We start from the raw sequence: 14,068 nt of genomic DNA, 5'->3' as shown, positions 1-14,068 counted from the left end.
TACCGGGCGCCGCGTGCCTAGTGAATTTCGATCTGCCGCTTGAAGCGCTCGTATTCGTGCGGGACGATCGTCTGCCGCTCGATCATGCGGTGGACGCGCGGATCCTCCGCGCCGCGGTGCAACTGACGCAGCCTCTCGCCGTTGGCGGCATCCGCATGGGTGCGGCGCAGGTTGTGGCGCACATATTCCACCCAGGTCGGCACATGGTAGGTCTCCGTCCAGATCGTCGGGTTTTCCAGGTCGCGCATCAGCGCCCACTGGCCGGCGCCGTCGCGGATGCGGATGCGCCGCCGCTCGGTCATCGTCTCCAGGAATTCGGGGATGTCCGCCTCCGCGATCTCGTAGTCGATGAGGACGACGATGGGGCCGCTGCGCGGCTTCAGGTCGAGCGGCAGGTCCGGCTCGCTGAAGCGGCCCAGCGGATCGACATTGAGGCTCTGCAGTTCCGGCAGGCCGTAGCGAAGGCCGAGCGCCGCGCCGGCGATCATGACGACCGCGGAGGCGAGCAGCGCGGCCTCCGCGCCGTGCGTGTCCGCCGTCGTGCCCCAGATCCAGCTTCCGGCGGCGATCCCGCCGAAGGTCGTCGTCTGGTAGAGCGAGAGCGCGCGGGCGACGACCCAGCGCGGCGTCGAGAGCTGGACGGTCGTGTTGAAAAGCGAAAGCGCCATCACCCAGGAGGCACCTGCGATCAGCAGGACCGCGCCGGTCAGGACGGCGGACGAGCTGACGGCCGAGACGGTGGCGCTCGCCGCAAAGCCGGTGAAGGCGAGGCGGGCGATGGTCTCGCTGGTCAGGCGCTCGCGCACCCGGGCGTTCATCAGCGCGCCGCCGATGGCGCCGAGCCCGAAACAGCCGAGCAGCACGCCGTAGGTGAGCGGCCCGCCGGCAACGAGGTCGCGGGCGATCAGCGGCAGCAGCGAGAGGATGGAGCTGGTCGCAAGGCCGAAGGCGAAGCCGCGCAGCAGCACCTTGCCGATATTCGGCGACATGGAGACATAGCGCAGGCCCGCCGAGATGGCGCGGCCGAAATCCTCCCGCGGCAGCGTGCTTGGCGAAACCTTCGGCTTCCAGCGGACGAGCGCGTAGAGCAGGGCGAAATAGCTGAACGTGTTGGCGGCGAAGGCCGCCGCCGCCCCCGCCGCCGCGACGATCACGCCGCCGATGGCCGGGCCGACGCTGCGGGTGATGTTGAAGCCCATGCTGTTGAGAGAGACGGCCGCCGGCAGGTCCTCGCGCGGCACCATGTCGCCGACGGAGGCCTGCCAGGCCGGATTGTTGAGGGCGGTGCCGCAGCCGATGAGGAAGGTGAAGGTGAGGAGAAGCCAGGGCGTTATCGCGCCGTACCACGCGCAGAGCGTCAGGGCGATCGAGACCGTGAACATGAAACACTGGGCCGTCAGCATCAGCTTGCGCCGGTCGAAATTGTCGGCAAGTGCGCCGGCGGCGACGGAGAAGAGCATGATCGGCAGGGAGGTGGAGGCCTGCACCAGCGCCACCATGTTGGCCGAGGAGGTGATCGAGGCCATCATCCAGGCCGCGCCGACGGACTGGATCAGCCCGCCGAAATTCGAGATCAGGCTGGCTGCCCAGATCACCCGGAAGGTTTCGTTTCGGAAGGGGGCGAGGGGGGATGTCCGGTCCGGCACGATGGGCACTCATTCTCGACGCAGCGTTGTGTGCAATCTAGTTCATGGGACGAAAGCGGCAAGCCGGTGGCAGGAAAGAAAGACCCCTCCCCGCAAAGGAGGAGGGGCTAGACCTGCCGCTCCGCTGGCGCGCGATTTCGAACGATGAGCAGACCCCCTCCTTCTTCCCGCTTGTGGGGCAAATGCCGGCAGGCGAAGGCGAACTTACGCGGAACTTGCAATTCCGGCGAACCCGGTCTATATCACCCTCAAATTCTTGATCGTCAGATGAAGAGTGGGCCCGCGAGGACCCGCTCTTTTTTATTGCCCCGATCGAGCGCATCATAACGACTATCCCGGGAGGGCATGTCATGACCGACACGACCCAGACAGAAATCGCCGTGGAGCCGAGGCTCGTCGTCGAGACCGGCCTCGACCGGCGCGTTGCCGACATCATCGAGCCGACCATCGAGCAGATCGGCTACCGCCTCGTGCGGGTCCGGCTGTCCGCGCAGAACGGCGCGACGCTGCAGATCATGTGCGAGCGCCCGGACGGCACCATGACCGTCGAGGACTGCGAGAAGGTCTCGATGGCCGTCTCGCCGGTGCTCGACGTTGAGGATCCGATCGACAAGGCGTATCATCTGGAAGTGTCGTCGCCCGGCATCGACCGGCCGATGGTGCGCAAGTCGGACTTTTCGCGGTGGCTCGGCCACCTCCTGAAATGCGAGACGTCGATCCTCGTCGACGGGCGCAAGCGCTTCCGCGGCAAGATCGTCGCGACCGACGAGAACGGCTTCACGCTGGAGCGGGACCAGCCCGCCGCCGGCGACGAGCCGACGGTCGTCATCCCCTTCACGGCACTTGCCGAGGGCCGGCTGATCCTGACCGACGAGCTGATCCGCGATGCGCTCGCCGCCGACAAGAAGGCGAAGGCCGCGCAGGCCGCCAACCAGAACGACGAAGACGGCGACGACGAAGAATGAGTTTGTGAGTGCGTTCCGCCCACTAAGGCGGGGCGGAGAGGACGGAACCGGAGCGGCGCGCCGCTCCACGGATGCCGGCGGCAACGCCCCGGCTCGACCATGGAGACCTGAGACAATGGCAGTCAGTGCGAACCGGCTTGAGCTTCTGCAGATCGCGGATGCCGTGGCCCGTGAAAAGGTCATCGACCGCGAGATCGTGCTTGCCGCGATGGCCGACGCCATCCAGAAGGCGGCCCGCTCGCGTTACGGCACGGAATCCAACATCCGCGCCGACATCAATTCCAAGACCGGCGAAATCCGCCTCCAGCGCCTGCTGGAAGTCGTCGAGCATGCCGAGGACTATTCCACCCAGATCCCGCTGGAACTGGCGCGCGACCGCAACCCGGACGCCAAGCTCGGCGACTTCATCGCCGACCCGCTGCCGCCGATGGATTTCGGCCGCATCGCCGCCCAGTCGGCCAAGCAGGTCATCGTGCAGAAGGTGCGCGAGGCCGAGCGTGACCGCCAGTACGACGAATACAAGGACCGCATCGGCGAGATCGTCAACGGCACGGTCAAGCGCGTCGAATACGGCAACGTCATCGTCGACCTCGGCCGCGGCGAAGGCATCATCCGCCGCGACGAGATGATCCCGCGCGAGAACATGCGCTACGGCGACCGCGTCCGCGCCTATGTCTACGACGTGCGCCGCGAGCAGCGGGGCCCGCAGATCTTCCTGTCGCGCACCCATCCGCAGTTCATGGTGAAGCTCTTCACCATGGAAGTGCCTGAGATCTACGACGGCATCATCCAGATCAAGTCGGTCGCCCGCGATCCGGGCTCGCGCGCCAAGATCGCCGTCATCTCGAACGACTCGTCCATCGATCCGGTCGGCGCCTGCGTCGGTATGCGCGGCTCGCGCGTCCAGGCCGTCGTCGGCGAATTGCAGGGCGAGAAGATCGACATCATTCCGTGGAGCCAGGACCCGGCCTCCTTCATCGTCAACGCCCTTCAGCCGGCGGAAGTCGCCAAGGTCGTTCTGGACGAGGATGCCGAGCGCATCGAAGTGGTCGTTCCCGACGAGCAGCTCTCGCTCGCCATCGGCCGCCGCGGCCAGAACGTGCGCCTCGCCTCGCAGCTGACCGGCTGGGATATCGACATCCTGACGGAGGCCGAGGAGTCCGAGCGCCGCCAGAAGGAATTCAACGAGCGCACCAACCTCTTCATGGACTCGCTCGACGTCGACGAGATGGTCGGCCAGGTCCTGGCTTCCGAAGGCTTTTCCGCCGTCGAGGAACTGGCCTATGTCGATCTCGACGAAATCGCCTCCATCGACGGCTTCGACGAGGACACGGCCCAGGAAATCCAGACCCGCGCCCGTGAATATCTCGAGCGCATCGAGGCCGAGATGGATGCCAAGCGCAAGGAACTCGGCGTTTCCGACGAACTGCGCCAGATCGACGGCATGACGGGCCAGATGCTCGTCGCCCTCGGCGAGGACGGCATCAAGACGATGGAAGACTTCGCGGGCTGCGCGGCCGACGACCTCGTCGGCTGGTCGGAGCGCAAGGACGGCGAGACGAAGAAGTTCGAGGGTCTCTTCTCGAAGCTCGAGGTCTCCCGCGCCGAGGCCGAGGCCATGATCGTGCAGGCCCGCCTTGCGGCCGGCTGGATCACGGAAGAGGACCTCGCCACCGAGGAAGAGGCTGTGGAAGGTGCCGTGGAAGGCGCCGAGTAGGACGCCTGACCGGCGTCCTGTACGGTTCGACATGCCGCCCGCCCCGTTGCGCAGCGGTTTGCGTTGGCGAGAGCGGAAACCTATATGGGCAAGAAGGACGACGGCGTGAACGACCGCATGTGCATCGTGACGCGCGAAAGCGGCGAGGCGGATGATCTCATCCGCTTCGTCGCAGGTCCCGACGGCAGCGTCGTGCCGGACCTCAAGCGTGAACTTCCCGGACGCGGATGCTGGGTGAAGGCCGAACGGGCGATCGTCGACAAGGCGGTCGCCAGGAAGCTTTTCGCCCGCGCCCTTCGGGCGGATGCCAAGGCGGGCCCGGAGCTCGGGGCCGATGTGGACCGGCTTATCGCGGCCCAGCTCGGCGGCATGATGAACATGGCGCGCAAGGCCGGCCAGTTCATCACCGGCTCGACGAAGGTCGACCAGGCGGTGCGCTCTTTGGCCGCCCTTGCCGTGTTCCACGCGACGGATGCGGCCGAGGACGGCGTGAGGAAGATCGACCAGGCGAGGAAGGCTGCAAGCTTCCTCACCGAAGACGAGATGCAAATACCCTCCTTCAGGCTCTTCTCGGAGGGCGAATTGGAGGGCCTTTTGGGCCAGAATGCTTTTATCCATGCCGCAGCGCTTGCAGGGCAGGCGGGTGAGGGTGTAGTGAAGCGCGCAATCATGCTCGAAAAATACCGGGGCGGCGCCCGGGTGGGAGCACATGGCGGCGCTGGCCAGCCAAACCAATGACGCGGTCACCGGCATTCCGCCGGACGAAATCGCATTGGATGTACACAATTGAACGACAGGGTCCGATCCGCATCCGGCCCTGATCTTAGGAACGGAACGGAATGACCGACAACGAAGACGACAAGACGATCAGTGTGGCTGGCAAGAAGACCCTGAGCCTGAAGCCCTCGGGGGTTCACCAGGGAACCGTGCGCCAGGACATGGGTCGTGGCCGTACGAAGGCCGTCGTGGTCGAGACCCGCACGAAACGCCATTTCTCCCGCCCGGGCGAGGAGCGCGCGGCGCCGGCACCTGCCGCGCCCGTACGCCAGCCCGAGCCGCAGCAGAAGCGCCCCGCTCCGCAGCCCTCGCGTCAGGCCCCGCAGGCCGAGCAGAGCCGCCCGCGCGTCGGTGTCGTGCTGAACCAGCTTTCGCCCGATGAGGTCGAGGCCCGTCGTCGCGCGCTCGCAGAAGCGCAGATCCGCGACGCGGCCGAAGCGCGCCAGCGCGCCGAGGACGAGGCCCGCCGCAAGGTGGAAGAGGAAGCCCGCAAGAAGGCCGAGGAAGAAGCCCGCATCATCCGCGAGAAGGAAGAGGCCGAGCGCCGCGCCGCCGAGGCCGCCGCGCCGGCGCCTGCCGTCGAGGAAGTGGCCGCCCCGCAGCCTGTGACAAGGCCTGCCGCTGCCGCGGAGACCCGCCCGCAGCCCGGCCGCGCGCCGGTCCCGGCGCCTGCCGCGACCCCGCTCGCCGGCCGTGGCCGCCGTGAAACCGAAGAAGACGACGACAAGCGTCCGCGCGGTGGCGCGCCTGCCAACCGCGGCGCCGTCAAGCGCCCGGAACCGGCCAAGGTCCCGGCCCGTCCGAAGGCCGATGACGGCCGCCGCCAGGGCAAGCTGACGCTGACGACCGCCGCGACGGACGAGGACGGCGCGCAGCGCGGCCGTTCGCTGTCTGCGATGCGCCGCCGCCAGGAGAAGTTCAAGCGCAGCCAGATGCAGGAGACCCGCGAAAAGGTCATGCGCGAAGTCATCCTTCCGGAAACCATCACCATTCAGGAACTGTCGCAGCGCATGTCAGAACGCGCCGTCGACGTCATCAAGTACCTGATGAAGGAAGGCCAGATGATGAAGCCCGGCGATCTGATCGACGCCGACCTGGCCGAACTCATCGCCGGCGAATTCGGCCACACGGTCAAGCGCGTCTCCGAATCCGACGTCGAGGAAGGCATCTTCAACGTCGCCGACCAGGAAGGCGACATGGAATCCCGTCCGCCGATCGTGACCATCATGGGTCACGTCGACCACGGCAAGACCTCGCTGCTCGACGCTATCCGTCATGCAAACGTGGTCGCTGGCGAAGCCGGCGGCATCACACAGCATATCGGCGCCTACCAGGTCGAGCAGAACGGCCACAAGATCACCTTCATCGACACCCCCGGCCACGCCGCGTTCACGGCCATGCGTGCCCGTGGTGCGCAGGCGACCGACATCGCGATCCTCGTGGTGGCGGCCGACGACAGCGTGATGCCGCAGACGATCGAATCCATCAACCACGCCAAGGCGGCGGGCGTTCCGATCATCGTGGCGATCAACAAGGTGGACAAGCCGACGGCGGACGTCCAGCGTGTTCGCACGCAGCTTCTCCAGCACGAGGTCTTCGTCGAATCCATGGGCGGTGAAACGCTCGACGTGGAAGTCTCGGCCAAGAACGGCACGAACCTCGACAAGCTGCTGGAAGCGATCCTGCTGCAGGCCGAAATCCTCGACCTCAAGGCGAATCCGAACCGGACCGCCGAGGGCGTCGTCGTCGAAGCCCAGCTCGACCGCGGCCGCGGCGCCGTTGCCACCGTTCTCGTGCAGACGGGTACGCTGAGACCCGGCCAGATCATCGTGGCCGGCGACCAGTGGGGTCGCGTGCGCGCGCTCGTCGACGACAAGGGCGACCACGTCAAGGAAGCCGGCCCCTCGATGCCGGTCGAAGTGCTCGGCCTGTCCGGCACCCCGGCCGCCGGTGACAAGTTCGCCGTCGTCGAGAACGAAAGCCGTGCCCGCGAGATTTCCGAGTACCGCCAGCGCCTCGCCCGCGAGAAGCAGGTGGCGCGCCAGTCGGGTTCGCGCGGCTCGCTCGAGCAGATGATGACCCAGCTCCAGAGCTCCGGTCTCAAGGAGTTCCCGCTGCTCATCAAGGGCGACGTGCAGGGCTCGATCGAAGCCATTGCCGGCGCGCTCGAAAAGCTCGGCACGGACGAGGTGCGGGTGCGCATCGTCCATTCCGGCGCAGGCGCCATCACCGAGTCGGACATTTCGCTCGCCGAAGCGTCCAACGCCGCCATCATCGGCTTCAACGTCCGTGCGAACGCACAGGCGCGCTCGCTCGCCGAGCGCCAGGGCATCGAGATCCGCTACTACAACATCATCTACGACCTGGTGGATGACGTGAAGGCGGCGATGTCCGGCCTGCTCTCGCCGGAGCGCCGCGAAACCTTCCTCGGCTACGCCGAGATCCTCGAGGTGTTCAACATCACGAAGGTCGGCAAGGTCGCCGGTTGCCGCGTCACCGAAGGCAAGGTCGAGCGTGGCGTCGGCGTGCGTCTGGTGCGCGACAACGTCGTCATCCACGAAGGCAAGCTCAAGACGCTCAAGCGCTTCAAGGACGAGGTCTCGGAAGTCAATGTCGGCCAGGAATGCGGCATGGCCTTCGAGAACTACGAAGACATCCGCGCCGGGGACCAGATCGAGTGCTTCCGCGTGGAGCACATCACGCGCACGCTGTAAGCGTCCGTTGGATAGAGTATCGTGCGAGCGCCGGACCGTTTCGGCGCTCGCATTTTTTTGAAGGTGACGACCCATGACCAGAGCAACATCCTCGGCGCCGTCGCAACGCATGCTGCGCGTGGGCGAGCAGGTGCGCGCGGCGATCACCCAGGTTCTCCAGCGCGGCGAAGTGCGCGACCCGCTTCTCGAAAAGACGGTGATCGCGATTTCGGAAGTGCGCATGTCGCCGGACCTCAAGCACGCCACGGCCTATGTGACGCCGCTCGGCGTCAAGGACCACGATGCGGTGATCGAGGCGTTGAACCGCAACGCGAAGTTCATCCGCGGCCGCCTCGGCCCGCAGCTTCGCCAGATGAAGTACATGCCGGACGTGCGCTTCCGCGACGATACCAGCTTCGACAACTACAAGAAGATCGACGAAATCCTGCGCTCGCCGGAAGTCGCCCGCGATCTTGACGCCGAAGACGGCGACGACGATCAATAATCCAGGATACAGATGTCCAGACCCCGCAAACCCAAGGGCCGGCCGGTTTCCGGCTGGCTGATCCTCGACAAGCCGTTCGACTTCGGCTCGACCGAGGCCGTCTCCAAGATCAAGTGGCTGTTCAAGGCGCAGAAGGCCGGCCATGCCGGCACGCTCGATCCGCTCGCCTCCGGCATGCTGCCGATCGCGCTGGGCGATGCCACCAAGACCGTGCCCTATGTCATGGACGGCCGGAAGATTTACGAATTCACGGTGACCTGGGGCGAGGAGCGCACGACGGACGACCTCGAAGGCGAGGTGACGCAAAGCTCCGACAGGCGGCCGACCGCCGGCGAGATCACCGCGATCCTCGGCGGCTATACGGGCGTCATCCGCCAGGTTCCCCCGCAGTTCTCCGCGATCAAGATCGACGGCGAGCGCGCCTATGACCTCGCCCGCGAGGGCGAGACCGTCGAAATCCCCTCGCGCGAGGTGGAGATCCACCGCCTGACGCTGATCGGCTCGGACGAGAACACGGCCGCCTTCGAGGTGGAATGCGGCAAGGGCACCTATGTGCGCGCGCTCGCCCGCGATTTCGGCCGCCAGCTCGGCTGCTACGGCCATATCTCGGCGCTGCGCCGCACCTTCGTCGCGCCCTTCGGCGAGGACGACATGGTGCCGCTCGCCGACCTCACGGCGCTGGAGAAGATCGAGGACGATGCCGAGCGGCTCGCCGCCCTCGATGCCTTCCTGATCGATACGGGCGAGGCGCTTTCCAGCCTGCCGCAGGTGGTCGTCAACGACGACCAGGCCCACCGGCTGCGCATGGGCAACCCGATCATCCTGCGCGGCCGCGACGCGCCCGTTTCGGCGGACGAGGCCTATGCCACGGCGCGCGGAAAGCTGGTCGCCATCGGCGAGATCGGCGGCGGCGAGTTCCGCCCGAAGCGGGTTTTTGCAGGCTAGCAGCCGGAGCGAGGGAACCCGGCGCGCCCGACTTGATTTCACCACAAGCTGAGGGTCTTATGGACCGGCGAGGTTCGCCGAGGGCGGGCACGATGGCGTTTTGCCGTCGCGGCCGGCTTGGGCGAGGGGTTGAAAGGGCTGGCCGTTGACGATTGCGCCGACTGACCGAACGGTTTCCGCAAGGGAAGCTGACAAGGACGCCGGCCGGGTCCGGGATCGCCGGCGCATGCATCATCCGGTCGCCTTCTATCTCGTCTGCCTCATCCTCGTCGTCGTCATCCCCGCCTTCCTCTTTTCGATCGTCGTGCTGAAGCGCACCAACGAGGCGCAGGAGCGCATCTTCGAATCCCTGCTGCGCACCTCGACGGGCGCCGTCAACCGCGCCGTGGAGCGCGAGATCACCGGCATGTTCTCGACGCTCAATTTCCTGTCGACGTCGGACAGCCTGGAGACGGGCGACTATGCCGCGCTGCACGCGCAGGCGCGCAGGGCGCTCGACGGCACGGACATCTATTTCATCGTCATCGACCAGACGATGCGCCAGCTTCTCAACACGCGCGTGCCCTACGGCATGCCGCTGAACACGGCGTCCGAGCCGGTCTCGGCGGGGCTCGCCCTCGCGCGGGGCGAGCGCATGGTCTCCGATCTCTTCTTCGGCAGGACCGCGCAGCAATGGGTGTTCAACGTCTATCAGCCCATGCGCCTCCGTGATGGCCGCCATGTGCTGCTGACGCTGACGAAGAACGCGGAGGCGCTGCGGCGCGCGGTCAATCCCGACATCCTTTCGCCCGGCTGGAACGCGGCGGTGCTCGACACCCAGGGCACGGTCATCGTCTCGACGGACGAGAAGCAGAAGACCGGCCAGCCGTTCTTCCTGCGCGTCGTCCCCTCGCTGCGCCTCGGCGTCAGCACCATGCGCCAGGACGGCACGAACTATCAGGTCGTGACCGAGTTCTCCTCGCTCGCCGGCTGGCGGATGATCGCCTGGGCGAAGTCCTCGGACGTGCAGGCACCTGCCGTGTCGTCCTTGCTCTGGCTGACCATCGGCGGGTCTGTCTTCGCCATCCTCGCCGCCATCAGCGCGGCCGGCATCGCCCGCGTGCTTTCCCGCGACGTGCGCCTGCTGGCGCAGGATGCGCGCCGGCTCGGCCGCGGCGAGCGGGTCGCGCCGCGGCCCTACGCGATCTCCGAACTCGAGACCGTCTCGCGCGCGCTCGCCGAGGCGGCGGATGCGCGCGTGAAATCGGAAAACGAGGTGCGCTTCCTGATGCGCGAGGTCGCGCACCGCTCGAAGAACCAGCTCACCGTCATCCAGGCCATGCTGAACCAGTCGGCGGCCGGTGCCGAGAATGCCGTCGATTTCGCCGAGACCTTCCGCAAGCGCGTCGCGGGCCTTGCGCGCTCGACGGACCTGATGATCGCCAACGCGACGCAGGGCGTGAACCTCGGCGAACTCGCGCGCAACCAGTTGAAGCCCTTCACGCCGGACGATGCGGGGCGCGTGCGCATCGCCGGACCGGCGGTGCTGCTCGATCCGCAGGCCTCGCAGACGCTCGGCATGGCGCTGCACGAACTGTCGACCAACGCCACGAAATACGGCGCGCTCGCCACCGAGGCCGGCATCGTGTCCCTGAGCTGGACGACGTCGGGCGACCATCTCGACCTCGTCTGGCGCGAAAGCCGTGCCGTGATCGACAAGGACGCCATCGCCGCGAGCCGCAAGGGGTTTGGCAGCGTGGTGCTGGAGCGCATGCTCGGCATGGCGCTCGATGCGAAGCTGGATTTCATCGTGCACGACGACGGCATAGAGTGGCGGGTGACGATCCCGCTCGCCCGCCTGCGCGACGAGGAGGCCCATCAGCCGGGCGAGGCGGGATGACGGCGCCGGCCCTTCCTTGGCGAAGATCTGTGTGACGGCGTTCCTGCTGCGCGCCGGGCCTGCCGGGGCCCTCGATGACGGCCCTTCCATTTCGGCAGGGAATGGTTTATAGGCACCGCCAGCAATGCGGGCCGCCCGCTTGCCTTCACGGCCATTGCTGGACGACATCCCGGCTTTTGGCGTCCTCGGTTCTCCATTCATGAAAGGACATACGATGTCGATCACTGCTGAGCGCAAGGCTGCGCTGATGAAGGAATACGCCACCAAGGAAGGCGACACCGGTTCTCCGGAAGTTCAGGTCGCGATCCTCACCGAGCGTATCAACAACCTCACCGGCCACTTCAAGGACCACAAGAAGGACAACCACTCCCGTCGTGGCCTTCTGACGCTGGTCTCCAGCCGCCGCTCGCTTCTTGACTACCTCAAGAAGAAGGACGAAGCCCGTTACAGCAAGCTGATTGCTGCCCTCGGTATTCGCCGCTAAGCAATTTCGGCGGGCGTTCTTCGTGAGCGCCCGCCGCTTTCTTTTGCGAAGCAGACGCTTCGCCAGACGTTTCGCATGTGCCGGTTGCGACCGCCCTCGCGAAACGGTTTCTCCAGCAGGCCGGATGGGCCGGTCCTGCGGAACCAACCGATGACCTGTCATGGGGCAGGATTGCAGGATGCTTCAGTCCCGTGAGAACGCGGGCCGCCTGCCGGAAGCCTCCCGCTGTCTTGCCCATGATGCGTCACGAACGCGGATAGACCACCTGCGCCTTTCGGGCGGCGGTGCGCGTATCCGCCAAGAAGGACAAGACATGTTCGATACCCATACGGTTGAAATCGAGTGGGCGGGCCGTCCGCTCAAGCTGGAAACCGGCAAGATCGCCCGTCAGGCCGACGGTGCGGTCCTCGCGACCTACGGCGAGACCGTCGTTCTCGCCACCGTCGTTTCCGCCAAGGCGCCCAAGCCCGGCCAGGATTTCTTCCCGCTCACCGTCAACTACCAGGAAAAGACCTACGCCGCCGGCAAGATCCCGGGCGGCTATTTCAAGCGTGAAGGCCGCCCGTCGGAAAAGGAAACGCTGGTTTCCCGCCTGATCGACCGTCCGATCCGCCCGCTCTTCCCGGAAGGCTACAAGAACGACACCCAGGTCGTCGTCACGGTCGTCCAGCATGACCTCGAAAACGACCCGGACGTCCTGTCGATGGTCGCCGCTTCCGCCGCGCTGACGCTCTCGGGCGTTCCCTTCATGGGCCCGGTGGGCGCTGCCCGCGTCGGCTACATCAACGGCGAATACGTCCTCAACCCGCATCTCGACGAAATGGACGAGTCGAGCCTCGACCTCGTCGTCGCCGGCACGCAGGACGCCGTCCTGATGGTCGAGTCCGAAGCCAAGGAACTTGGCGAAGAGATCATGCTCGGCGCCGTCATGTTCGGCCACAAGGGCTTCCAGCCGGTCATCGACGCGATCATCAAGCTCGCCGAAGTGGCTGCCAAGGAGCCGCGCGACTTCCAGCCGGAAGACCATTCCGCCCTCGAAGCCGAAATGCTCGGCCTTGCCGAAGCGGAACTGCGCAACGCCTACAAGATCACCCAGAAGGCCGAGCGCTACGCCGCCGTCGACGCCGTGAAGGCCAAGGTCAAGGCGCACTTCTTCCCGGAAGGCGTCGAGCCCAAGTACACGGCCGAAGTCGTCGGTGCCGTCTTCAAGCATCTGCAGGCCAAGATCGTCCGCTGGAACATCCTTGACACCAAGAGCCGCATCGACGGCCGCGATCTGGAAACCGTTCGTCCGATCGTCTCGGAAGTCGGCATCCTGCCGCGCACGCACGGCTCGGCCCTCTTCACCCGCGGCGAGACCCAGGCGATCGTCGTCGCCACGCTCGGCACCGGCGAGGACGAGCAGTATGTCGACAGCCTGACCGGCATGTACAAGGAACGCTTCCTGCTGCACTACAACTTCCCGCCCTATTCGGTCGGTGAAACGGGCCGCATGGGCTCCCCGGGCCGCCGCGAAATCGGCCACGGCAAGCTCGCCTGGCGCGCCATCCGCCCGATGCTGCCGACGGCGGAACAGTTCCCCTATACGCTGCGCGTCGTCTCCGAGATCACCGAGTCGAACGGCTCGTCCTCGATGGCCACCGTCTGCGGCACCTCGCTCGCCCTCATGGACGCCGGCGTTCCGCTGGCAAAGCCGGTTGCCGGCATCGCCATGGGCCTCATCCTGGAAGGCGACCGCTTCGCGGTTCTCTCCGACATCCTCGGCGACGAAGACCACCTCGGCGACATGGACTTCAAGGTCGCCGGTACCGCCGACGGCATCACCTCGCTGCAGATGGACATCAAGATCGCCGGCATCACCGAGGAGATCATGAAGGTCGCTCTCGGCCAGGCACAGGGCGGCCGCAAGCACATCCTCGGCGAGATGGCCAACGCCATCACCGAAAGCCGCGGCCAGCTCGGCGAATTCGCCCCGCGCATCGAAGTCATGAACATCCCGGTCGATAAGATTCGTGAAGTCATTGGCACGGGCGGCAAGGTCATCCGCGAGATCGTCGAGAAGACCGGCGCCAAGATCAACATCGAAGACGACGGCACGATCAAGATCGCGTCCTCGTCCGGCAAGGAGATCGAAGCGGCCCGCAAGTGGATCCACTCCATCGTCGCGGAACCGGAAGTCGGCCAGGTCTATGAAGGCACGGTCGTCAAGACCGCCGACTTCGGCGCCTTCGTCAACTTCTTCGGCCCGCGCGACGGCCTCGTGCACATCTCGCAGCTCGCCCAGGAGCGCGTTGCCAAGACCTCCGACGTCGTCAAGGAAGGCGACAAGGTCTGGGTCAAGCTGATGGGCTTCGACGAGCGCGGCAAGGTCCGCCTCTCCATGAAGGTCGTCGACCAGGCGACCGGCAAGGAAATCTCCGCCGAGAAGAAGGGTGACGGCGAAGCCGCCGAGTAATC

The 14,068-nt window shown here is 66.2% G+C and carries 10 protein-coding genes; 9 read left to right on the top strand and 1 reads right to left on the bottom strand.

Annotated elements, in window-relative coordinates:
- Positions 1-17: 17 nt before the first annotated feature.
- A complete protein-coding gene (locus tag L0976_RS20050) occupies positions 18-1,646 on the bottom strand; it encodes an MFS transporter (protein WP_203319914.1) in 1,629 nt (542 codons plus the stop codon).
- Between the two features lie 350 nt (positions 1,647-1,996).
- Here L0976_RS20050 and rimP point away from each other — a divergent pair, with 350 nt between their 5' ends.
- The 9 genes from rimP (at position 1,997) to pnp (ending at position 14,066) form a co-directional block, all read left to right on the top strand.
- Positions 1,997-2,611 carry a ribosome maturation factor RimP gene (gene rimP / locus L0976_RS20045; RefSeq protein ID WP_203317498.1) on the top strand — a complete coding sequence of 205 codons (615 nt, stop codon included), beginning with the start codon at positions 1,997-1,999 and terminating at the stop codon, positions 2,609-2,611.
- Positions 2,612-2,726: 115 nt separating this feature from the next.
- Positions 2,727-4,328 (top strand): transcription termination factor NusA, encoded by a 1,602-nt coding sequence (gene nusA / locus L0976_RS20040; protein WP_234188987.1) that lies wholly within the window; start codon positions 2,727-2,729, stop codon positions 4,326-4,328.
- A gap of 84 nt (positions 4,329-4,412) precedes the next feature.
- Positions 4,413-5,066, top strand: coding sequence for an RNA-binding protein (locus tag L0976_RS20035; protein ID WP_234188985.1), 654 nt, complete (start codon positions 4,413-4,415; stop codon positions 5,064-5,066).
- A 101-nt stretch (positions 5,067-5,167) separates the two neighbouring features.
- Positions 5,168-7,819, top strand: a complete 2,652-nt coding sequence (gene infB / locus L0976_RS20030) for a translation initiation factor IF-2 (RefSeq protein WP_234188984.1) — start codon at positions 5,168-5,170, stop codon at positions 7,817-7,819.
- 73 nt (positions 7,820-7,892) lie between these two features.
- A complete protein-coding gene (rbfA, locus tag L0976_RS20025) occupies positions 7,893-8,303 on the top strand; it encodes a 30S ribosome-binding factor RbfA (RefSeq protein ID WP_203317502.1) in 411 nt (136 codons plus the stop codon).
- Between the two features lie 12 nt (positions 8,304-8,315).
- Positions 8,316-9,248 (top strand): tRNA pseudouridine(55) synthase TruB, encoded by a 933-nt coding sequence (truB, locus tag L0976_RS20020; protein ID WP_234188983.1) that lies wholly within the window; start codon positions 8,316-8,318, stop codon positions 9,246-9,248.
- A gap of 226 nt (positions 9,249-9,474) precedes the next feature.
- A complete protein-coding gene (locus L0976_RS20015) occupies positions 9,475-11,127 on the top strand; it encodes a sensor histidine kinase (protein ID WP_203317504.1) in 1,653 nt (550 codons plus the stop codon).
- 214 nt (positions 11,128-11,341) lie between these two features.
- On the top strand, positions 11,342-11,611 hold the full coding sequence (gene rpsO, locus L0976_RS20010) for a 30S ribosomal protein S15 (protein ID WP_203317505.1): 270 nt from the start codon (positions 11,342-11,344) through the stop codon (positions 11,609-11,611).
- Positions 11,612-11,924: 313 nt separating this feature from the next.
- The gene (pnp, locus tag L0976_RS20005; protein WP_203317506.1) at positions 11,925-14,066 is read left to right on the top strand and encodes a polyribonucleotide nucleotidyltransferase; all 2,142 of its coding nucleotides are present in this window, start codon (positions 11,925-11,927) and stop codon (positions 14,064-14,066) included.
- The last annotated feature ends 2 nt before the right edge of the window (positions 14,067-14,068 follow it).

The organism is Shinella sp. NM-101 (assembly GCF_021401195.1).
In the GTDB taxonomy this organism is placed as follows: Bacteria; Pseudomonadota; Alphaproteobacteria; order Rhizobiales; family Rhizobiaceae; genus Shinella.
The sequence above is the reverse complement of the archived record's forward strand: the minus strand, read 5'-3'. Positions and strand labels throughout refer to the sequence as shown.